The sequence below is a fragment of the Bartonella sp. AA2SXKL genome (assembly GCF_042197205.1).
Taxonomy (GTDB): Bacteria; Pseudomonadota; Alphaproteobacteria; order Rhizobiales; family Rhizobiaceae; genus Bartonella.
The window spans coordinates 136,667-156,626 of record NZ_JBHIRN010000002.1; the positions used below are offsets into that span (position 1 = coordinate 136,667).

The 19,960-nt window shown below is 38.5% G+C and carries 22 protein-coding genes and 1 pseudogene; 6 read left to right on the forward strand and 17 right to left on the reverse strand.

Annotation, left to right across the window (positions count from 1 at the left end; translation table 11 throughout):
• From ACFINS_RS01835 to ACFINS_RS01885, 11 genes are all read right to left on the reverse strand, one after another.
• The gene (locus tag ACFINS_RS01835; RefSeq protein ID WP_375660647.1) at nt 1–672 is read right to left on the reverse strand and encodes a virB8 family protein; all 672 of its coding nucleotides are present in this window, start codon (nt 670–672) and stop codon (nt 1–3) included.
• On the reverse strand, nt 669–956 hold the full coding sequence (locus ACFINS_RS01840; RefSeq protein ID WP_375660646.1) for a type IV secretion protein VblB7: 288 nt from the start codon (nt 954–956) through the stop codon (nt 669–671). The genes ACFINS_RS01835 and ACFINS_RS01840 overlap by 4 nt, the downstream gene beginning before the upstream one ends.
• Nucleotides 957–962: 6 nt before the next feature.
• Nucleotides 963–1,901, reverse strand: a complete 939-nt coding sequence (locus ACFINS_RS01845; RefSeq protein ID WP_375660645.1) for a type IV secretion system protein — start codon at nt 1,899–1,901, stop codon at nt 963–965.
• Nucleotides 1,902–1,947: 46 nt separating this feature from the next.
• On the reverse strand, nt 1,948–2,370 hold the full coding sequence (locus ACFINS_RS01850) for an EexN family lipoprotein (protein ID WP_375660644.1): 423 nt from the start codon (nt 2,368–2,370) through the stop codon (nt 1,948–1,950).
• Between the two features lie 286 nt (nt 2,371–2,656).
• Nucleotides 2,657–3,070, reverse strand: a complete 414-nt coding sequence (locus ACFINS_RS01855) for an EexN family lipoprotein (protein WP_375705809.1) — start codon at nt 3,068–3,070, stop codon at nt 2,657–2,659.
• Nucleotides 3,070–3,336, reverse strand: a complete 267-nt coding sequence (locus ACFINS_RS01860) for an EexN family lipoprotein (RefSeq protein ID WP_375660640.1) — start codon at nt 3,334–3,336, stop codon at nt 3,070–3,072. Before ACFINS_RS01860 ends, ACFINS_RS01855 begins: the two co-directional genes overlap by 1 nt.
• On the reverse strand, nt 3,336–3,608 hold the full coding sequence (locus ACFINS_RS01865; protein WP_026500396.1) for an EexN family lipoprotein: 273 nt from the start codon (nt 3,606–3,608) through the stop codon (nt 3,336–3,338). Before ACFINS_RS01865 ends, ACFINS_RS01860 begins: the two co-directional genes overlap by 1 nt.
• A gap of 24 nt (nt 3,609–3,632) precedes the next feature.
• Nucleotides 3,633–4,409 carry a type IV secretion system protein gene (locus tag ACFINS_RS01870; protein ID WP_375705810.1) on the reverse strand — a complete coding sequence of 259 codons (777 nt, stop codon included), beginning with the start codon at nt 4,407–4,409 and terminating at the stop codon, nt 3,633–3,635.
• Nucleotides 4,406–6,766: a VirB4 family type IV secretion/conjugal transfer ATPase gene (locus tag ACFINS_RS01875; RefSeq protein WP_375705811.1), complete on the reverse strand. Its 2,361-nt coding sequence runs from the start codon at nt 6,764–6,766 to the stop codon at nt 4,406–4,408. The genes ACFINS_RS01870 and ACFINS_RS01875 overlap by 4 nt, the downstream gene beginning before the upstream one ends.
• Nucleotides 6,766–7,089, reverse strand: coding sequence for a type IV secretion system protein VirB3 (locus tag ACFINS_RS01880; protein ID WP_375628050.1), 324 nt, complete (start codon nt 7,087–7,089; stop codon nt 6,766–6,768). The genes ACFINS_RS01875 and ACFINS_RS01880 overlap by 1 nt, the downstream gene beginning before the upstream one ends.
• Nucleotides 7,090–7,116: 27 nt before the next feature.
• On the reverse strand, nt 7,117–7,467 hold the full coding sequence (locus ACFINS_RS01885) for a TrbC/VirB2 family protein (RefSeq protein WP_375612518.1): 351 nt from the start codon (nt 7,465–7,467) through the stop codon (nt 7,117–7,119).
• 158 nt (nt 7,468–7,625) lie between these two features.
• Between ACFINS_RS01885 and ACFINS_RS01890 the strand changes: the two genes are divergently transcribed.
• Nucleotides 7,626–8,369: a nuclease gene (locus ACFINS_RS01890; RefSeq protein ID WP_375638296.1), complete on the forward strand. Its 744-nt coding sequence runs from the start codon at nt 7,626–7,628 to the stop codon at nt 8,367–8,369.
• Nucleotides 8,370–9,101: 732 nt separating this feature from the next.
• On the opposite strand, the gene ACFINS_RS01895 is transcribed toward ACFINS_RS01890, so the two are convergent.
• Complete coding sequence (locus ACFINS_RS01895) at nt 9,102–9,266, reverse strand: hypothetical protein (RefSeq protein WP_375705812.1); 165 nt, start codon at nt 9,264–9,266, stop codon at nt 9,102–9,104.
• A 1,024-nt stretch (nt 9,267–10,290) separates the two neighbouring features.
• Between ACFINS_RS01895 and ACFINS_RS01900 the strand changes: the two genes are divergently transcribed.
• The gene (locus tag ACFINS_RS01900; RefSeq protein WP_375612520.1) at nt 10,291–10,485 is read left to right on the forward strand and encodes a hypothetical protein; all 195 of its coding nucleotides are present in this window, start codon (nt 10,291–10,293) and stop codon (nt 10,483–10,485) included.
• Nucleotides 10,486–10,604: 119 nt separating this feature from the next.
• On the opposite strand, the gene ACFINS_RS01905 is transcribed toward ACFINS_RS01900, so the two are convergent.
• Both ACFINS_RS01905 and ACFINS_RS01910 read right to left on the reverse strand, forming a co-directional pair.
• Nucleotides 10,605–11,048, reverse strand: coding sequence for a hypothetical protein (locus ACFINS_RS01905; protein WP_375631986.1), 444 nt, complete (start codon nt 11,046–11,048; stop codon nt 10,605–10,607).
• A gap of 3 nt (nt 11,049–11,051) precedes the next feature.
• Nucleotides 11,052–11,378 carry a YqjD family protein gene (locus ACFINS_RS01910; protein WP_375640905.1) on the reverse strand — a complete coding sequence of 109 codons (327 nt, stop codon included), beginning with the start codon at nt 11,376–11,378 and terminating at the stop codon, nt 11,052–11,054.
• Between the two features lie 1,005 nt (nt 11,379–12,383).
• Between ACFINS_RS01910 and ACFINS_RS01915 the strand changes: the two genes are divergently transcribed.
• Nucleotides 12,384–13,286, forward strand: a complete 903-nt coding sequence (locus ACFINS_RS01915; RefSeq protein WP_375705813.1) for a MotA/TolQ/ExbB proton channel family protein — start codon at nt 12,384–12,386, stop codon at nt 13,284–13,286.
• Nucleotides 13,283–13,876: a biopolymer transporter ExbD gene (locus tag ACFINS_RS01920; RefSeq protein ID WP_375705814.1), complete on the forward strand. Its 594-nt coding sequence runs from the start codon at nt 13,283–13,285 to the stop codon at nt 13,874–13,876. The genes ACFINS_RS01915 and ACFINS_RS01920 overlap by 4 nt, the downstream gene beginning before the upstream one ends.
• Before the next feature lie 853 nt (nt 13,877–14,729).
• Here ACFINS_RS01920 and dut (ACFINS_RS01925) read toward each other — a convergent pair.
• The 3 genes and pseudogenes from dut (ACFINS_RS01925) to ACFINS_RS01935 all read right to left on the reverse strand — a co-directional run bounded on the left by dut (ACFINS_RS01925) (nt 14,730) and on the right by ACFINS_RS01935 (nt 16,995).
• Nucleotides 14,730–15,207: pseudogene (gene dut / locus ACFINS_RS01925) on the reverse strand (dUTP diphosphatase).
• Between the two features lie 188 nt (nt 15,208–15,395).
• Entirely contained in the window at nt 15,396–15,926 is a 531-nt protein-coding gene (dut, locus tag ACFINS_RS01930; protein ID WP_375640903.1) for a dUTP diphosphatase, read from the reverse strand.
• Between the two features lie 259 nt (nt 15,927–16,185).
• Complete coding sequence (locus ACFINS_RS01935; protein WP_375611594.1) at nt 16,186–16,995, reverse strand: VIT1/CCC1 transporter family protein; 810 nt, start codon at nt 16,993–16,995, stop codon at nt 16,186–16,188.
• 1,073 nt (nt 16,996–18,068) lie between these two features.
• On the opposite strand from ACFINS_RS01935, the gene ACFINS_RS01940 reads away from it, so the two are divergent.
• Both ACFINS_RS01940 and ACFINS_RS01945 read left to right on the forward strand, forming a co-directional pair.
• Nucleotides 18,069–18,731 (forward strand): hypothetical protein, encoded by a 663-nt coding sequence (locus ACFINS_RS01940; RefSeq protein WP_375705815.1) that lies wholly within the window; start codon nt 18,069–18,071, stop codon nt 18,729–18,731.
• Nucleotides 18,732–19,020: 289 nt separating this feature from the next.
• A complete protein-coding gene (locus ACFINS_RS01945) occupies nt 19,021–19,221 on the forward strand; it encodes a hypothetical protein (RefSeq protein WP_375631973.1) in 201 nt (66 codons plus the stop codon).
• The last annotated feature ends 739 nt before the right edge of the window (nt 19,222–19,960 follow it).

Below are 19,960 nucleotides of genomic sequence, written 5' to 3' on the forward strand. Positions count from 1 at the left end.
TCAGTTGACCACTTCCGGATCGGTTCTATATTCACTAACAATAAACCCTAGAGGATTTATCAAACGGTTTTGGACAGAGATAGGGGCATTGATATATTCAAAGGTAAGTGTTGCAACCCAGTGGGTGATGAATTCTTTGTTGTTGTCGTTGTCATGAATGGTTCTGTAGTAACGCACTTGGGCGACATCGTCATTGATAAAGGAGATTGATTTTATTGTTATTGTAACGGCGGCGTGTTTATAGAGAATTTGAGGACTTTGGGGATTTCTTGCTCCATACCAGCTGGCAAATCTTTCCTGTTCTTCAGAAGAAGAGAGGAGGGAGACGGTTTGGAAGTTGTGTTGTGTTTCTTCTGTGGTGAAGCCTTCACGGGAGCGGACATATTTTGCAGCAAAGTAGCGTGTGATTGCTTCGTCGACATTGGTGGGACCTTCTTTTAAGGATTCCACAACTTCGACAATGCCGGTTGAATTGTCTACACGGATGACAAAAGGTTCCACGGTTTTAAGGGGCGTGAGGGTGATGACCGCGAGAGAAGACAGTATTGCAACCGCAACGGCGATGCCGGCAATGGCAAGCGAGACGCGGGTGGTGCGGCGTGAGGCGAGCATGCGATCTTGATCGAACGAGCGCGCTTCAGCAATGTATTGTTCTATGTCTTTTTCTTTCATGCTTTTTGCCCGCAATTTTTGTAAGATTTGATTTCTTCATCCGTTAATTTTTGTGCCAGAAGCATTTCCAGCTTCCCTTCTTTTAGGGATGAAGGGGTGTTGTTACTGATGATAATGGGTGTGGGCGTGGGTTTTTTCCCTTCCCAATTCCACATTGATCTGTTGAGTGGACGTTTAGAATATCCATCACATTTTGGGAGTGACTTCAGTGTGTTTGGTGAAGACACACAGCCACTGAGAAAGAGAAATGGTAAGATAATCCCAATTTTTTTAAATTTCCGCATTTGAACTTAGGCCTTTGCTAATAGTGATGCTAATTTTTTAACACCCTTCATTATTGTGTTGCCTGCAAATTTAGTAGCGCGCCAAGCTTCTTTTCCAGCGCGTTGCGTTCCCGTTATTGCACTTGTGAGAGAAGCACCGCCCGAGGCTAAAGCTGATGCTATATCAGGTAATTTGATGAAAAGGTAAATACCACAAAAGCCAACAGCTGAGAAATTAATTAAGGAAAGCATTATATCTTCAAGATTTACTGAGAAGATTTGCATTGCAAGATTGACATACATACCGCCAAGCAACACGACTAATACCTGCAAAATGATGAAGTTTGCAACTTGTCCTAACCATGCTTCTGTAAAACGCCTTGTTGGGGAAAACAGACCAAGGCTTATAAAAAGTGGTCCTATCGATAGGACAAGAAATAAACCAAGTTTAGCAAACATTGAGACGATAAAACCAACTGCAGAAACTATAATGGCATCCACTAAACAGCCAAAACCAGCAAGCCATGTCGCAAGAAACTTACCCGTTTCAGTCCATCCTGTGTACTGATCTGATGCGTCAAAAACGTGTGCACCAGCTTGTCTTAGCATATTGTCCCATATATTTTGATCCGAGTGTGCTGCACCTTGTGTGACATTTGCAATGGCATTCGGCAGATCATTGAAAAATATATCCCTGACCCACGCATTATAAATACCGGCTTTTGTGGCGAGTGTAACAATGATACCGAGTTTGAAAGTTGTCGCTATAAATTCCCATAAGGGCATGGAAGAACGCCCGTAGATGATATTGTATCCCATAAATATAATGTAAATTGTACAAGATGCTTTAAGCGGAGCACTTAAACTTAATGAGAGATTATTAATAGTTTTATTCATTACATCTTCAAGAGTCTTTATTACAAAACTATCCATCCGAGTAAATACAGTTACATTTTCAAATGCCATTGCACGTCCGTTTTATTTAATGTCTGCAAATATGATCATTTCTGCTTCAATTATTATCCTGTTGTTGTTTAGCTTTAGCACGCTCTTCTGCTTCTCGTTCGGCTTGTTCTTTTGCTTTTTCTTCAGCTTGTCTTTTTTCAAAATCAGCTTTTCTTTTTTCAAAATCAGCTTTCCATTTTTCATGTTCAGCTTTTTGTTGCTCCATAAGTTCATCCATCGCTTTGTTGAAGCGCTCTGCCGCTTTCCGGCTTCTTTCTTCAGCTTGTGCCTGACGTTCTTTCTCAAGTTCTAAAAATGCTAACCGCATGTTTTCACAATTCTTTGAAGTCCCTGCGAATCCACATTTAGCATCCCACTCTAAGCGTAAATTTTTATCTTTTTTAAATTCTGCTACACTGTGAGTTTTTTCACATCCAGCTGTGATGAGCCCTGTGCAAAGTAGCAATGTTGTTATGAGAACTTTATTCATAGATATTTCCCCTTTTTCCTTTCAGTTTTACAAGGTTTGAGCACAATCTTTAAATTATGCTTGTGTTATCGGTTTTTATAACCAGTGATGATAAATCTAGGGCAGAGACATAATCTTGCCATAAATCTATTGTATAGTCTGTAAGGTTCTTTAAGTTGAGCAGCTAAAGCGCAATAGATGCTATCCATTGTCCTTGTAAGTGGCTCCATCAACATATTGTCTATCTTAGTGAATATGCCTTTTGTTACTATTGCCATTTAGATGCTCCGCTCTTCATCGTGTTTTTTTATAGTTTATTGTTATTCTGTTGTTGTTTAGCTTTAGCGCGCTCTTCTGCTTCTCGTTCGGCTTGTTCTTTTGCTTTTTGTTCTTCTTCAGCTTGCCTTTTTTGATATTCAGCTTCTCTTTTTTCAAGATCGGACATTATTTTAGCTCTAGCTTTTTTTAATGCTTCATGAAGGTTCTCTTCCGCTTGACGCTCTCTTTCTGCTGCTTTTGCTTCATATTCTTTTTGAAGTTCTAAAAATGCTAACCGCATGTTTTCACAATTTTTTGAAGTTCCTGCAAATCCACATTTAGCATCCCACTCTAGGCGTAATTTTTCATCTTTTTTAAATTCTGCGACGCTGTAAGTTTTTTCACATCCAGCCGTGATGAGCCCAGTGCAAAGCAGCAATGTTGTTATGAGAACTTTATTCATTATTTATTGTCCTGTTTCTTTTCAGATTCTTGTTTATCGTCATTTGTCGAGCCAAAGCCTCTCCAATTTTTACGGGTTTCAAATTCAGCTTGCTCTGCATTTTTACAATTTTTCGAATTCAAATCCCCTGACGTCAAACATTTCAGTAATACTTCTTCCATCAGTTTTTTATTTTTTTTAAGTTCTTCTACGCTGTGGGTTTTTTCACATCCAGCCGTGATCAGCCCTGTGCAAAGTAGCAATGTTGTTATGAGAACTTTATTCATTATTTATTGTCCTGTTTCTTTTCAGATTCTTGTTTATCGTCATTTGTAGAGCCAGTTCTCCCCCATCCCCATGTTGGAAGACTCTCACGATAAGCTTGCTCTGCGTTTTTACAATTTTGCGAATCGAGATCCCCTGATGTCATACATTTCATTTTCCATTTTTCGTATAATTTGTGATCTTTCTTAAATTCTTCTACGCTATGGGTTTTTTCACAACCAGCCGTGATCAGCCCTGTGCAAAGTAGCAATGTTGTTATGATGATCTTGTTCATATTTAAGCCCCTCTTTTTTACTCTTTATTGACCACGCAGTGTTTTGGCTAAAGCTTTGTATCGTGCTTTAAATTCTTCCATTTCACGTTGTTTTGCCGCTTTTTCTTCTGCTTGTTGAATCATCATGGCAGCTTGCATTTGGAGTATTTTTGTTTGGAGGTCTGCTTGTACCGCTGCTAATTGTGCTTGAATGCCTTGAATTTTACCCGCATCTTCAGTACTTCCAAGTTCGTCAAGGAGCTTGGTAATTTTTTTTTGTGTTTCACTGGCTTCTTCGTAGACGTCTTGGCCTTTTGCTGCTTGTCCTACCGTGTTCTGTTCGGCTTTTTTCACTTCTTGTGCGTAAAAAGCATCTACTGCTTCTTTTGATCCAGCACCCCCTGCGGGCTCTTTGTATTTAAGCTCTTCTTGCCATTTTTGCGTGTTTTTGCTGCCGCCGCCGCCGCCACCGCCACCACCACTGCCCATTGATTGTTGAAAGTGGTTAAAATCTGAAGGAAGGGCGCCACTGCTCCCTTGCTTGTTAAACATCTCTTTCAATCCCGAAATGTCAGGCTTGACATTTAAGGAGTTATATAATTGTTTCGCTTGATCGAGTTGGCTCTTTAATTGCTCAAGCTGTTGTTTGCCTTGTTGAATTTGTTCTTGCAACTTGTTAAGCTGTTGTTGGCCTTGTTGAACTTGTTTAATCATTTGTCCAAAAGCCTTGGGATCAAATACAATACCGCCAAAACCAAATGAATTGGTTGTTAAACCAAAAGAAATTGCGCAAAGAGCTGTTGCCAATAAAAGTTTTTTCATTGCTTTGACCTTTCTTGAAAAATAGGAAGCCATTTTTCTGGAGATTGTCCAACTTCATCCATAATGGTCTCTAGGAGTTCAATATTCTTGGTGGTGCCACTTAAAATGGCTATTTCATCATCAAAGCCGCGTAAATTTAGCTCTGCTACAACAGAACTTTGTCCTTGTTTGATGAGAAAACGCCGTGACTCACGGCTTAATTCTGATTGTATCAGGTTAAATTCTCTGTCCGATAATTTAAAACCTTCTACATAATCCCCATGATTGCCCTTTTGATTGGGAAAATAAATTTGTGTGGGGCATTGCTCTATAATGGTGTGGGCAATGGTCGAATTGATCGCATCTTTGGGAGATTGCGTTGCAAACAACATCAAACCATTTTGTTTACGGATAGTTTTCAGCCTGTCTTGCGCAAAGGCTTTAAAGGAATCATCCTCTAAGGCTTTCCAGAACTCATCAATGACAATGATAATACGACGCCCATCAATCAGAGACAAAATCCTATGAAAAAGATACATCATCAAGGGTGGACGAATTTCATTATTGTCTAAAAAATCCGTCATGTCATAACCAATAAATTTTGCATCAATGCCAATGTCGTCATCAGGATTGTCAAAAACCCACCCTAAGGCATTGCCTTTACACCATCTTTCTAAACGACCCGCTATCCCCTCCCTGTGCGTGGTGTCAAAAAACATTTGTAAGGCGGAGATCGTCCGTTGTTCTTTTGGCAACAAGGCAAGCTGCTCAACAGCCGCCGTAATGTCTTGTCTTTCTGATTCACTGATCTTTTGATCTTCAGACGAAACAAGCTTTATAATCCATTGGCGTAAAAAAACTCTATCTGCTGGATTGTTATAGTCTAAGCCTTTTAGCGGTGCTATGCCTGTCGGTCTACCATTCTTCAAGGGCATATAAGTGCCGCCACCCGCTCTGACAAAAAGTTCTGCGCCCCGATCTTTGTCAAAAAAGACCATATTGGGATCATGCTTTTGAAGTTGTGCTAAAAGAAAATTGACAATAACCGTTTTCCCAGAACCAGAGGGACCACAAACAAACGTATTGCCTAAATCACCAAAGTGAAAGTTAAAATAAAACGGTGAACCAGCAGAGGTCTTCATCAAGGCTACCGCTGGTCCCCATACATTGCCATCTATTTTCCCAACCGGAAAAGAATGAAAAGGAGAAAGCGCTGCATAATTGCGGCTTGTTATTGCACCAGAGCGGGTGCGATAAGCATAATTGCCAGGCAATTGTGCCCACCAAGCCGCCGCTAACCCTAAGTCTTCCCGCGCAATGACAGCCCCACCATCTGTAAGACGAGAACGCGCTTTGGCAAGATTATCCGCTAACTCTTGCGGCGTATCAGCAAAAACTGCCAATGATAAATGATGCTCCCCTAAAACAAAACGATTGGATTCAAGATCATCAAGCGCATCATCCAGTTCCATAATTTGTGAACCTGCTCGATCTCCTGCATTGACCATTTGGTTTTGTTTGCGCCCCATAATTTGCTTGGCAGCATTTTTGCTCTTGAAAATAAAAGATTGGGTGAAAATAAACTCAAAGGGAAGGGTGAGCAAACCATCCGCCATGCCTACCCTGGTTTTTGCTGGATATTCTTTCCAACCAAACATGCCCGCAAACCGCTGTTCCGCCTCATAACGTATTTCTATGATCTCTTTCCCAAAAATGAGACGGTCTGAATAAACAGTCGAAGCTATCGTTCCCCATGTGAGAGGGATACGTTCACGACGACCTCCCACCAATTGGTGGATAAACTCACTTTGCTGCGAATAAATATTACCTTCATGTTCATAAAGACTCAATCTTCTTGCACCATAGCGCTCTAAATTTTGAATAAGATCTGTGGTAATATCTTCAAGCTTGCGAATGGACTCTGCATCAACTTCTGTCTTTTCTTGCTTGGCTTTGCCTAAACGTTTGAAAAACTCCACTAATTTATCCGTTTGATCAACGTGTGGATTCCACAAAATAGAAAGATAAAGATCATTGCGATAAAGCTCCTGTGAAATCATCCGGTCGCGATATTTATCATCTAATTGCTTGGCAAATGCCGATCTGAAAGTCCCATCCGGATAAATCGTTTCACGCTTTCTGATAATATGGCTATAAAGCGCTATCCGTTCATCCGCTATGTTTTTAAACAGATTATTGAGCTGTTCGTGAAGCACATTCAGATCAATAATATCCGCTGTCTCAAAGTTAATGCCTTCAAGTTTAATAACGCTCATGAGAGCGCGTGAATCCAGCGCAATGATGTGTTTATTGACATGGCGCACATAAGGAATGATCGCCTCTGGCTGCTTTTCACGTTTGCGCTCTGTTCTATTCATTATAATTCCTCATAATTACGAATTAATCGTAATGGAGAAATACTTCCCCCACCCCATAGACTCGAATTTCTGGCAAAAATAGATGTCTTTTGCCATGTCAGAAGAATACGAAATTTGTTATGGTCATGCTTTAGGATTTCCTTGAATATGAAATGCAGCATCACACCAAAGGTTAGAAAAAAAATATTGCCTGCCATAATGAACAATATCATCGTTCCTATCCCATTTAATCCCATAGCTTCCACCGTCACGCCTGCAATCATTGCAGGGCGCGTGCAAGCAAGAAATAACGTATCTTCTGTTAGCTTGTCGTGCTCTTTCATGGCTTTGAAAGGCTAAAGTTAAGCGAATTAAGACATAAACATTGATGCGATTTGCGATGCACCAAAAACAATGCCGATGCCAACACAAACAAAGAAAGCTTTACGCATTTCAACATAACCAGCAATCCATGCAAGCCCAACACCAGCAATCGCAATGGTTGCGATTGATTTTGCAATTGGTCCTTTTAAAGCATCAACTATTTTTTGAAGAGCAGTTTCAATTTTTCCGAAGCCGCCATCAGCAAATGCTGGTTCACTCAGTGCCATGAAGGCAATAAACAGCATCAATGCTGCTGTTAACCATTTCTTTTGGGTGTTGGATAGAATAGTTTTTTGTAAGGTATGTTCATTAATGAACGAATTATTCATGTTTTTCATGAAAATTCCCCCGCTTTATGTTTAAGTTAATCACAAAATTAATATTCAAAATATTAATCGGGAATCATATAAATGAAAAAAATAAATTTTTCTATCGATAAATTAATAATATTTAATCTTTTATTATTTAATAAACAAAAAATATAGTAATATTCAAAATGATACTTTTAAAATATCTTCGAGCAGCGCCTAAATATATTGTCTTAATTTGTATTATTATTTTAGGATACTTTTATTTCAGTCAACATACTGAAAATATTATGCAATTTTCTCTTTTTGAAGGATCAGAAAAGACAATTGGAAACCCCGTTCAAAATCCGAAGTCACAATTGGTTGATTATGCAAACCAACAAGACGCAATCCAACAAAATGTGGTGTTGCATTCAGAACCAATCGCATCACAATTTTATGAAGAAAATGTGCCGGTCTATTCCGGTGCTATACAGGTCACAAGTGGTGTGACCTTTAAAATGATTACGCTTGTAGATGATGGGTGGAGAAAAAAGATCATCCGTGATATCCGTTTATATGGTGTGGAAAGCTGTGAAACACGACAATTTGCCTCACGCAACGGAGTTAAGTGGCCTTGCGGTGCTTTTGTTACGGCTTGGCTTGTTTCAAAAACAATTGATAAAAAGGTTACTTGTCGGCAAGCACGTGTCGTTCAACAGGTTCATTATGCACAATGTTTTGTAGATGGGGTTGATCTGGCGCGGTTGGGGCTGGCAGAAGGGTTGATGGTGTTGACAAAAGATCAGCATCATTTTCCATCCCCCGCAGACTATAAAACTCTACAATCTGCTGCTCAAAAAGCACAAAACGGTTTATGGTCGAGCCAATTTCAACAACCAGAAGATTGGCGAAGAGATCATGGAAGCTATAATCCCATTGACCATAATTAATATTGACCATTATTGATAAAGCGTCTTTTCAAGCGCTATTTAAAAATCAAGACAATATTCTACTGCAAATCTTATCAGAAAAAAGTTAATGATAATCCACACAGTCCTTGGTGGACAACGCTCGTTATGAAAATTTGTTGTGTTTAAAATATCCTTATAGGTTGTTTACTACAGTGCTATGGGAGAGCGCGTTTCCTTGGCTATACGTCATTTCGTTTTGCTTTTTAAATGAAAAGCTCTTCGCTTCTCAAACTCTTAATAATCGCACCCCAAAATCATGACATCAAACCTGCATTTAAATGAGAAGGCTAAAAGCCTTAAGTTTTAAAGGCTGGGAAATTCTGTAAAAGCGTATCGTTAGGCGCACGTGTGCCCCTTATCAATAACCAAAAGGCCTATCTTGTTCTTTTCTCACGCGGCTTTGAGATCATGATTAAAGAGAAAGCTTATAGGGGGATAAGTCAAAAGAAAGTGATGAAAATAATAAGGTATTTTAAGTGATATATATTTGAAAATATTATAAAAAAGACAAGAAAAGATAATAAATGGGTATTTTGTTATATAAATACTTAGCGTTAAGCGGATAGGTTATGAAAAGCCTTTCCAAAGTTTTTAAAACTGATTGTCTTCATACGTGTTAAAGTGTACAATGACGTTGTCAGGTGTGAGTTACACAAAATACTCTTTTAGTTAGAGATTGATAACTCACATTTTATTGTCGTAGGGTATTTTTTAAAATGCATGTCCACGATCTGTATCTGGCGATTTTGTTTCAAAAAACTTTTTAGCTTGTTCTTCTTGTTGGGCTCTACGTTTTTCCTCTTCACTTTTACCACAACCTGTAATATTCAATCCTATAGTCAATAGAGCCAAGCATATTAAAATAAATTTTTTCATTTTTCCCCTCTTTAAAAATTATATGTATTAATCTCATCAATTATATCGGAATACAGATTTAATTATCGTGATCTTTTGTTTTTTATTAGTATTGTTAATGGAAAAATATGTGAACAGTTTATTGTAAATATCTTATAAGTTTATCATAATAAAAAATTAGAAGGAAAGAGCCAAAACCTAATATAAAGGAACAAATTGTAATGTTTATTAGTGCTTTTGACCAACCTATTGATAATATCATAATAGGAATTGTAAACAATCCCACAAACCCCATTATCATTATAAGGCTTAGTATCAATCTTAAAGGACCACGAAGCCATAAAAGCAAAAGGACGAGCGCCTCTTTGCTTATTTGTGATTTTGACATTATTTTCCCCTCACGCGCTTAAATCAAGATGCTCCACAATATACACAGTACGATAAATGATACAAGTTATTTTGTTATAAAATCTTCAAGATCTGTTTGATGTTCAACGGATGAAATATCCGGTTTGGTAGAAGATGATTCTATTTGATATTCTTTCATAAAAGCAACTTTTTCTTCTTTGAAGAACAGAATAGGATTCACTCAGTATTGATTAGGCAATTTTGGTTTTAAAATTCCTTTTTGTATGAGCTCTCTTAAACCGTTGTGAAAAGTTCTGTCGACCATATCGCGCTTTTTTCCATTTATACCCCCATCAAACCAAATTAAGGTAACGCTGCTGGGATCTTCGTTTGTTGATTTATTAGATCGATATTCTTCTAAAACTATTATCAAAGCACGATGTCCTGTACGAGATAAATTACAAATTGCTTGAATGCCATCAGCAAATATTTCTATAAAATTTTCTTTCTTTATTTTTTCTGTGACGTGAATTGTAGGTATGACCTCTGTTCTATTCGTATCAGAGTTGATAAATTTTTGTTGTGTAATGGACGTTTTTACAACTTTCTTATCGGTAAAAATTTCAGATTTTTTGAAAAAAGAATTTTCATCCGGGGAATATTTTTGCTTTATAAATTCAAATCGATGACGTGACCTTTGGTTCTGAAAAAAGCTTATGAAAATATAGAGAAAGGCAGAAACGGAACATCATTTCCTTCAAAAAACAATAAATGGCTTCGAATTAAACTAGGACTTCTAATGCAAGCATTGCCTTATGTTGTTATGTTCATGAAAAATGGGTTGCAATCTGAAAGAGAGTGTAGCGGTTCTATGGAATTTTTAGCAAAATGAAGGGGATTTTTTTCAGGTATTTGAAGAAGCTAAAGAGACTATGAGGAAAAAAATGTGCTTTCTTTTGTTATAAAAGAAAGCACACTGAGGGGGAATTTAGAGTGACAGTTTTACATATTTTACTCTGAAAAGCGGTCTTTTTTATCTTTTTTCCACAAAAAATAAGTTGCAAGTCCGAGAATGGGAACACCCAATTTGGCAAAAGGGAGATGTTGACTGAGAGCTGCAAGGCTGGAAACAGTCGCATCTGTCATGAGTTTGTGGCGTTGTTCTTCTGTCTTTTTTTGTTGGTCATAGCGTTGATAAGTTTTGAGAACGCGACTGATAATAAGACCTAATCCCGCAAGAGAAAGACAAATTAAAAACATGATACTGGCGGCAGCAAGAGGCTTCATAACAGAACATAACGCAATAAAACCGATGGTACATAAAAAAAGCAAAGACATGAAGAATGAAATGCTAATAAACCCATAGAAAATTGCTTGAAGGCGTACTTGCTTGACTGTGCTTTTAAGCCCTCCACCGACAAGATGGTTTAAAAGAGGAGCGATAAACTTATGCATTGCTTAACGACGTAGTAATTGAGAAAGAATAAAACCAACCCCTGCGGCAAACAAAACGCTTTTGCCAGGGTTTTTGCGAACGCATTGGTTCAGAGTTTGTTCAAGATCACTGATCTTGTCTTTTGCTTGAGACATCATGTCTTCACCACTTTCTTTCGCTGAGTGATATAGTTTTTCCGCTTTGTCTTTGGCGGCGTTGAATTTGTTTGCACCAAGATCTGTTAGGGTTGAGGTAATCCCTGAAATTTCAGTGCGTAACGTTTCTAATTGTCCTTGTAGGTCTTTTTCTACGGCTGTTTTATCGTGCTGTGTTGTTTTATTATGGGCCATGGTATTTTTCCCTCTTGATTCATTATATTTGTATTGGTGTGTTCATAGTGATCATTTGCATTGGAGTGAAAATTTTCACTGCTTGAGTAACGCCAAAAGCTTTTTTTGGTTCCTTTCATTTTGTCGAATTTAAAATTGTTTTTGATAAAATAAATCTTTCCTATACGATATGCTTTGTCTGTAAAGGGTCGCATCTGTTGAGAATTGTCTTATGCTTTTGCAGTAATTTAGCACCATTCTTCAGTTTCTCGTGGCGCAGTTTTTTATAAAAGTTTTTTAAAAAGCCTGTTGAGGTTTATTTTTTAAGCTTGTAACAGGTAAAAAACATCGTTGTTGCGATTTTGCGGCAGAAATAATGTCATTTTTATGCTTTTGCAGAAGAAAAAGAAAATAATATTGCGGCTCTTTGCTCTCTATGTATTTGGGGGCAACACGCGCTCCCCATGATACTTTTGGTCAGTTTAAGAATATTGCGATCGTTCTTTTTTAAAAACGTAAGGTATATTTTTATTTTAGGATAGGAGAGGTACTTTAGTGCACTGGTTGTTAGAGAAGTGCATATCCTTTTCTCCGAGGATTTTATGATATTTTTGCTGCTTGTTTCATGTAAGCAAATATTTTGTTGGCTTTAAAAGAGCTGCTGAAATGAGAAAAGCTTTGCGATATGAGAGATTTATTTAACAGGAACGATGATAAATTATTCTTATAAATTAAAATATTATATGCGATACTTCTTGTAAGTTTATCATTTTGCCTAATTTATGCAATAAATTGATTGGGTAAGATAAACTTGTTGAATTGTTAGAGAAAAATTTCTTGAGTAATTTCTTTAGAATTAAGAGAGAGCTTGTGAAATAAAACTATACTTGATTTATCAAGTTTTCTTTCTTAAGAGGAATACACAAGTGACGTTAAAAGGGTAGTGGCATTGTGGAACAGTGATGCTATGCGGGGTGACGATCCAGCTCATAAATAAAGATAAGAGCACAAGAATGTGAGATAAAAATGGAATCTGAAACAGTCCCTTTAGATAAAACAGTCCCTTTAGATAATATGTCTGCTGTATTGACAGTGCATGATTTTTCTCCTCTTTCTATGTTTATGGCTGCTGATTGGGTGGTGAAAGCCGTTATCATTATTTTGTTACTTGCTTCACTTATGTCTTGGACAATTGCTTTTGTGAAAATTGTTGAGATCACTTTGGTAAAACGAAGAGTACGTCATGAACTTCAATTGGTTCTAAATGCTCAGACTCTTACGCGTTTGGCAGCTAGCTTGAAAGAAAGCAAAGGAGCTGGTGTGTTTTTTCTCAAAGAAGTCCTTAAAGAGGTGTATCTTTCTGCACAACAGGTTCATTTTTCTGCTCCTGAAGGGATAAACGAAAGCTCTGGTGAAAAAAACAGTACAGGGGAAAGTGCACAAACGATTGAAGATATTCTCTTTTATGAGGAGAGCAATCAATATGAAGATGTTTCCCGCGATGTTCGCGATGCTAGGGTTCGTGATGTTCATGAAGGTTTAAAAGAAAGGGTTCATTCACTTTTGTCACGCTGCTTGCTGGCTGCTACACGCCGTGTTGCATGTGGAAGTGCTGTTCTTGCAACTATTGGCGCAATTGCTCCTTTTGTTGGTCTTTTTGCAACTGTTTGGGGAATTATGAATTCTTTTATTGGGATTGCTCAGTCTCAAACAACGCGACTTGATGTGGTGGCGCCTGGAATTGCTGAAGCCTTATTCGCAACGGCTGTTGGGCTTTTTGTGGCTATTCCCGCCGTTGTTATGTATAATAGCCTTATGCGTGCTTTGAGTGGTTATCGTAGTGATTTAGGTGATATCGCTGCTGCTCTTGAAAGGCTCTTGAGCCGTGAACTTGATAGACAAAGACAACAGAAAAGTCATAAAAAATGAAAGCAAGCCTTAATAATGATTGGGATATAGACGAGAGTGGGTTGCAAAGCGAAATCAATGTAACCCCTTTTATTGATGTTGTATTGGTGTTGCTTATTGTTTTTATGGTTGCTGCGCCTTTGGCAACATCTGCCATTTCCGTTCAGCTTCCTTCTATAACTCAAGCACCTTCAGTGGTTCAGTCTGATGAACCTCTTTATGTTACGTTGCAAAAAGATCGTTCTCTTTACATTGGTGATCATCTTGTAGAACAAGCAGCTTTGAGAGACGCTTTGTTGAGGGAAACGACGCAAAATTTAGAGACAAAAATTTTAATCAAAGCGGATAGCGAAATTGATTATGGTACTGTCATCGATTTATTAAATCAAATACGCATGGCTGGATATCATAAAATCGGTCTTGTAGGATTGCAAAACTCTACCAATCTTGTCTCGAGAGGTGAGATCAATAATAAAACAACAGGGGTAGCGAACGCTGCTGTCGATGGAGCGGGCGGTAGCGCGGGTGGTAACGTTGTGGGGCATGTGGATGCCGTAACAACGAGCACTGCGGGAAACGCTAATATTCCAGCCGATGTCTCTGATCAGTGATAAAAAACAGCCTTTGTTGCAGGAAGCAAAGCATATTACTCAAAGTCGTAGAGTGAAATTGATGAGGGTTCCGTGGATTTATTAAACCAAATACGCATGGGTTTGATATTACGTAGGGGTTTGATATTACGCAGGGGGTTCATATATTGAATCGGTTTTTTTAGGATTAAGCTCTACTCATTTTGCCGCAAGAGGTGCGATCAAGAAAACAGCAGAGGCGATTGTTGTGTATCTTAATACATCTTAAAGCCTTTTTTGCGGCGGTGTTCATAAATGGTATAACGGTAAAGCCCCCGTAAAATAATCAAAAAACCTATCAAACATCACCATCTTTACGCTTAACAAAAGAGCAAGCGAGCACCATTATCGTATTTATATTTTTTCCCAATGTTGCGACAGTGTTTATGACACGTATTCATTGTAGGCATTTTTTCAGTTTTTATCTGTATGCTAGCCACGTTTGGAATGTGAGAAACATGCTTTTGATTGATTTAATATAAATAGGCTTGCCATGAAACAATCTTACAGTATTGAGATTTCTCATTTAAGTTGAAAGACAATTCATTATTATTATAAATCAATATGATGTATAGATTGTCGACATTACAAGTGGTGTGTGAACGCTCAATGGTTAATGCCAATGTTTTTGTTATGGGGGAGGGGTATCTGGTGATAATGAAGTTTTGTATAGTGCACGAGACGTAATTGAGAGATGCTTGTTTAGAGGTGCGTTTAGTGAAAAAACTTTGAAAGCAAATGCGCACTCCTTCTGCACTTTAAAAGCTCAAAGAATTTCCAGTGAAAGAGTGGTTGGGTATGTGTTATTTTGAGAGTAGCGATTTTTCAGAGCTTCTTAAGTGTGTCCCGTTGAACCAAAACCTCCTGTTCCACGGCTCTCGTTATGGCTTTGGGTATTTTGCTCTGGTTCAATGGCGCAAACATTAACTTGGGATACAGGGGCGATGACTGTTTGGGCAATGGCGCGCATGCCCCGTTTAAATGGAAAAGTCTTCTTGGCCTAAATTGATAAGAAGGAGTTTGACTTCACTTCCGGATAGTCACACTCAATCGTTCTTGGAGTGTTGAGGCATGTAATGCCCGTGTTTTAAGGCTAAGCCAGAGCGTGGACGGATGCGTGCTTCACAAGCCCCACGTGATAAATGAAAAATTGAGACCTGTTGGAATAAGTGTCCGCTGCTCAGGGGCAAGAACCAGTGTTTCTTCTTTACCAATTGCTGCTTGTAAATCCAAGACCAGCAGAACCAGCCGTTGTGTAGTGAGGAAGTTCTAAATCTTGTCCCAAGTGCAAGACACTGAACGGATAAAGTCAGGGGATGTGAAGATCGAGAAGAGACAGGAGAAGAGTAAGGATACTTGTTTAGAGGGGCGTTTAGTGAAAAAACTTTAAAAGCAAATGCGCACTCCTTGTGTACTTTAAAAGCCCAAGGGGTTTTAAGTGAAAGAGTGGTTGGAATAAGTGTGTGTGTTATTTTAAGGATAGCGATTTTTTCAGAGCTTCTTAAGTGTGTCCCGTTGAACCAAAACCTCCTGTTCCACGGCTCTCGTTATGGCTTTGGGTATTTTGCTCTGGTTCAATGGCGCAAACATTAACTTGAGATACGGGGGCGATGACTGTTTGGGCAATGCGCATGCCTCGTTGGATGGAAAAGTCTTCTTGGCCTAAATTGATAAGAAGGACTTTGACTTCACCACGGTAGTCACTATCAATCGTTCCTGGAGTGTTGAGGCATGTGATGCCGTGTTTTAAGGCTAAGCCAGAGCGTGGACGTATTTGTGCTTCAAACCCAAGAGATAAATGAAAAATGAGACCTGTTGGAATAAGTGCCCGCTGCCCAGGGGCAAGAACAAGCGTTTCTTCTTCTCCAATTGCTGCCCGTAGATCAAGACCCGCAGAACCCGCTGTCGCGTAGCAAGGAAGTTCTAAACCTTGTCCGTGTGCAAGACGCTGAACAAATAAAGTCTGGGCATGTGAAGATTGAGAAGAGACAGGATGGTTGTTTAGAGAGGCGTTTGTTTCAGTGTGCGACATGATCGAGGCATTTCCAAAATATGAGGTCTAGAAGAAAATGATACTTTAACAAAAGATATCTATAAAACCAAGTCGATAAAGGTGTGTGGATATAGGTTGTCCCCAGAGCTTGCTTATCATCTCTTACTGACCTAAAATATTCCACAACACCACCTAACATCATCAAAGGCATTTTTCAATAATGGCATCATCAAGGATGGCTTATGCCTAGGGGCGTGCGCTTATTTGAGATCTAAATTGTGGTTACAGATAAGATTTTTTAGATACTACCGATAAGAATACCCGTGGCAAAAACCAGAGCTCCCCCAATGATGACCTGTAAAGAAGCGCGCCAAAAGGGAGTTGACATGAATTTGTTCTGAATCCAGACGATGGCGCCTAGTTCGAAAAAAACAATGATAAAAGCAATAATTGTCGCTACATAAAAAGAGTTGATTAAATAGGGAAGCGTATGGCCTAATCCTCCTAATGTGGTCATAATGCCGCTGGCAAGGCCTCTTTTTAATGGCGAACCACGTCCTGATAATTTGCCGTCATCATGGGCTGCTTCTGTGAAACCCATCGAAAGTCCTGCACCAATTGAAGCTGAGAGTCCTATCAAAAAAGTTTGATGCGTGTCTCCCGTGGCAAAAGCTGCGGCAAAAATGGGGGCAAGGGTGGAAACAGAGCCATCCATTAACCCTGCTAGACCTGGTTGAATCCAAGTCAAAAGTGTTTGTCTTTGCGTTTTCGAAGGTTTTTTTATGGTGTGATTTGCCGCTGTTGTTTTTTGGGAGGGATGGCGGTTCTTGCCTTTCACAAGAGAAGTTTTGTCACATAATGAACCGATAGTGTTTGCACGATTATGGCAAGAAAGGCACAAAAGTTGCTTATAATTTTTAAGCTCTTGAAGCCCCATGGCGGTAAAAACCGCGGCTTCCTTAGAGGAATAAGGTTCTAGAGCTTTTGCATATTTTAAATAGAGCGCCGCATGTTGCTCTTTTAATTTGAGCGCTTTAAGTATCACGTTTTGTGCTGAACGAAAGGACAGAGCTTTACGTTGTACAAATGAAAAAAACGATCTCAACATTTTCTGTTCCTCTGCACTTTAGAATAATTCTAAAACATAAGAAAAATAAACCGAAAGTCAATCTAAAAGTTCAAAACTGAAAAATTGCAAAAAGGTTGCACTGAGAAAAAAGGTGATGGGATGCTGAGAAAGTACAAGGAGATTTATCAAATGGAGACGACAGGGGCGCATGAAAGAAATGATTACGTGAAAAAATTTAAGAGACAATGTGCTTTATTTTGCTAAAGGGGCGTTTGAATGGAGCATTTCAATGTATTGATGCTCGAGAATATAGGAAAGGAATAAGCTAGCATCATCATTCATTTTATGCGTTCAAAAGACTGTAACAGCTCTTAGAATTTGAAATGATTCTTTTAAAGGAGATCTTTATTCAAGGGATAAAAGCCCATTTCGCGAGGGGGCCTCGTGAAGAGTATAGAAGGGTAGAGCGGCAAAATTTCCATGAAATAATATAAACTCCATTGAGTCTTCTTAATCTTTACGCTTCATAAAAAAGCAAGCCGGCATCATCATACACCTTAGCTCCCAGTGTTACGACAGTCTTTAGCACTGTTCATTATAGGCATGACATTTTATTGTACAGTTTTACGCCACTCATTCTGCTTGTGGAGGTGTAAGACAGTATTCTTATGATATTTACGCGCATTTTAGCGTTGTTACAGCTTTTGCATTTAGGTGGATTTGTTAGCGTGTAACGAATTATCTTTTGTGCTGTAATTGCAGGGACAGATAAAGGTGGGAGTGCATAAATGACAGAGATATTATCATATCAAATTGTTTGATCACGCATAAAAATTTATGCTTTATGAAGGGGCATTTATCGCCTTGTAACTGGCCTGATATCTTGTATGAAAGCCCAAAATTCAGTAGGATTCCTCTCACTTCAAAACTTCTTATATTGAAGCAATTCAAATCATTTTCTTGTGTATCACAAGGAGGGGTGTGGTTGTGGGATTATTAAAAAGTGTGATAAGCGTGCAATGTGAGGGGAGTATAATCTCTGTGTCAGTGAAGGAGATTGCTCTTAGCATTTTAAAAAATATGTTAAGTTTTGTAAAAAAAGCGGGGAATATATGGAAATTGATGAAAGTTTAGAATGGTTTTTATGTTCTCAAAAAATAACAATACTGCAGGCAGCGTTATTGATAGCGGGCTTGAATCCACTTATATGTAAATTTCCCGGCGAATATAGCCCTGAAGACAGTGATATTTACGAAGGAGAGGAGCGAGTACCGTTTGATAAAATTGCTTTGTTCCGAGCTGTTTATAGTGACATAGTAAGAGAAGCAAAAGAGGGAAAATTAAGGGTAGAATGGTACTATCTTAGTGGTTTTCGGGTGGGGCATTTGAACGGTCCTATTGCTGAATATTCTTCTGTTTCCCTAGATGATTTAAAAAAATGGCTTTTATTGCGTGGTAAGAGACCTAAAGTTTTTTTCCCTGAGGATGATTCTCGTGACGTTAAGGATCAAAAATATGCGTTTCAAGATCCAACGCATCCACGTTATGCTCCAAAGCTTGCTGCTATTGTTGCAGCATGGGAAGCGGTGAGTGAGGCTGAGGGTGGTAAAACTGTTAAAGGAACGCTTATAAAGTGGCTTAGTGACAATGCCGTTCAGTACAAGTTGGTGGATGATGATAATTTACCAAGAGAGAAGCTCATTGAGGAATTAGCGGCTGTTGCGAATTGGGAACCTACCGGAGGGGCGCCTAAGACACCTGCCAGCTCTCTTTGATCAAAAGAAAAAAAATAAAAAGATCACTAAAATTGTGCTGCTTTTTTTGATAATTTTGAAGGTAATCTCTTTTTCTGGGGGAGATTTTTACTTTTCTTCCCTAGATTATAAGTAATTGTTTTTCAATAAAAATAATTTTTATAGTGTTCCTCTGACTGTTCAGGCGGGGGAAAATAGACATTTTGGGCAGTAAAATTTACCCTGTAGTTTTCGTAACTTACCTCTCTATTTTTGTTTGATTTTTTGGGGCACTTTTAAAATCCATTATAAATTGAAATGAGAATGCAACATGAGAAAAATATTTTCTTTTTTTACGGTGCGTGGAAGTGCAAAAAATCCTCAAGTCAATGCACCGATATTGGAGCAGCCTGTTGCCGATGAGGTGGTACATAAATCGTTTAGAGTAGGTGTATTGTCGTGTTGGTTAAAGTTTGAACTTACCCTTGTTATGGAAAAGGTCAAAGCTGAGCGTCATGTGCGCTCTCCATAAAGAAATCTTGTCATCTATGAGCGAATGAGGATTTCTCTTGAAAAATTTGCACAATAGTAAAACTCGTTAGCAAAACCCGTTCTTTGGCGTAACAAAAAGGATGTCATAAATGATTATCTCATCATAAATATGCTTTAAGAATAACCCTTGCGTGGCGAAAGTCTATGGCGTAGTCTCTATAGACTTTTGTTCCGTGTGTGGTGATTAATGCTCTTGTTTATCTCTTGTCAATGCAAGTGCCCATGAAAGTGATGGGTGTCTATTGCTTCATTGTGATGCTTGGTTGTTCATGTTTAGAAACGACAAGTGTATTAAATGCGATAGGGCTGATAGAAAGGAAAACGTATCCTGTAAAAAATAGGTATGTCTTTAAAATAAAGCTGATAAACGAAATTATTTTTTTATCTACCTTTTATATGGTGAGAGAAAGGTATTCAAAGTGCAAGCATACGCAATTTAGCAGTAAATCCCAAAATAGCATAGATCGTTTCTCGGAAAAGGGGAAGAAAATCTATCTGTAAAAGCTATGTTGGGTCGTGTGACAGGTGAAATAATGCGGTTAGGGCAATAAACAATTGTTATTGGTGAAGAGATAGAAATCGATTGGGGGTTGATTTCTAGTTTATTAGAGAATTTTCTTTGTTATCTCGTAAAAATACTATTTTGAGGTGTGGTCATATAAAGCGAAGCTTTTTTTCAATCTTGGAAAGATATTCCCATTGCGGAAAATCATATAAAG

Excerpts from the sequence above, each read along its gene's own strand:
- ACFINS_RS01835 (WP_375660647.1), bottom strand. The coding sequence starts at position 672 with ATGAAAGAAAAAGACATAGAACAATACATTGCTGAAGCGCGCTCGTTC.
- ACFINS_RS01840 (WP_375660646.1), bottom strand. The coding sequence starts at position 956 with ATGCGGAAATTTAAAAAAATTGGGATTATCTTACCATTTCTCTTTCTC.
- ACFINS_RS01845 (WP_375660645.1), bottom strand. The coding sequence starts at position 1,901 with ATGGCATTTGAAAATGTAACTGTATTTACTCGGATGGATAGTTTTGTA.
- ACFINS_RS01850 (WP_375660644.1), bottom strand. The coding sequence starts at position 2,370 with ATGAATAAAGTTCTCATAACAACATTGCTACTTTGCACAGGGCTCATC.
- ACFINS_RS01855 (WP_375705809.1), bottom strand. The coding sequence starts at position 3,070 with ATGAATAAAGTTCTCATAACAACATTGCTGCTTTGCACTGGGCTCATC.
- ACFINS_RS01860 (WP_375660640.1), bottom strand. The coding sequence starts at position 3,336 with ATGAATAAAGTTCTCATAACAACATTGCTACTTTGCACAGGGCTGATC.
- ACFINS_RS01865 (WP_026500396.1), bottom strand. The coding sequence starts at position 3,608 with ATGAACAAGATCATCATAACAACATTGCTACTTTGCACAGGGCTGATC.
- ACFINS_RS01870 (WP_375705810.1), bottom strand. The coding sequence starts at position 4,409 with ATGAAAAAACTTTTATTGGCAACAGCTCTTTGCGCAATTTCTTTTGGT.
- ACFINS_RS01875 (WP_375705811.1), bottom strand. The coding sequence starts at position 6,766 with ATGAATAGAACAGAGCGCAAACGTGAAAAGCAGCCAGAGGCGATCATT.
- ACFINS_RS01880 (WP_375628050.1), bottom strand. The coding sequence starts at position 7,089 with ATGAAAGAGCACGACAAGCTAACAGAAGATACGTTATTTCTTGCTTGC.
- ACFINS_RS01885 (WP_375612518.1), bottom strand. The coding sequence starts at position 7,467 with ATGAAAAACATGAATAATTCGTTCATTAATGAACATACCTTACAAAAA.
- ACFINS_RS01890 (WP_375638296.1), top strand. The coding sequence starts at position 7,626 with ATGATACTTTTAAAATATCTTCGAGCAGCGCCTAAATATATTGTCTTA.
- ACFINS_RS01895 (WP_375705812.1), bottom strand. The coding sequence starts at position 9,266 with ATGAAAAAATTTATTTTAATATGCTTGGCTCTATTGACTATAGGATTG.
- ACFINS_RS01905 (WP_375631986.1), bottom strand. The coding sequence starts at position 11,048 with ATGCATAAGTTTATCGCTCCTCTTTTAAACCATCTTGTCGGTGGAGGG.
- ACFINS_RS01910 (WP_375640905.1), bottom strand. The coding sequence starts at position 11,378 with ATGGCCCATAATAAAACAACACAGCACGATAAAACAGCCGTAGAAAAA.
- ACFINS_RS01915 (WP_375705813.1), top strand. The coding sequence starts at position 12,384 with ATGGAATCTGAAACAGTCCCTTTAGATAAAACAGTCCCTTTAGATAAT.
- ACFINS_RS01920 (WP_375705814.1), top strand. The coding sequence starts at position 13,283 with ATGAAAGCAAGCCTTAATAATGATTGGGATATAGACGAGAGTGGGTTG.
- dut (WP_375640903.1), bottom strand. The coding sequence starts at position 15,926 with ATGTCGCACACTGAAACAAACGCCTCTCTAAACAACCATCCTGTCTCT.
- ACFINS_RS01935 (WP_375611594.1), bottom strand. The coding sequence starts at position 16,995 with ATGTTGAGATCGTTTTTTTCATTTGTACAACGTAAAGCTCTGTCCTTT.
- ACFINS_RS01940 (WP_375705815.1), top strand. The coding sequence starts at position 18,069 with ATGGAAATTGATGAAAGTTTAGAATGGTTTTTATGTTCTCAAAAAATA.
- ACFINS_RS01945 (WP_375631973.1), top strand. The coding sequence starts at position 19,021 with ATGAGAAAAATATTTTCTTTTTTTACGGTGCGTGGAAGTGCAAAAAAT.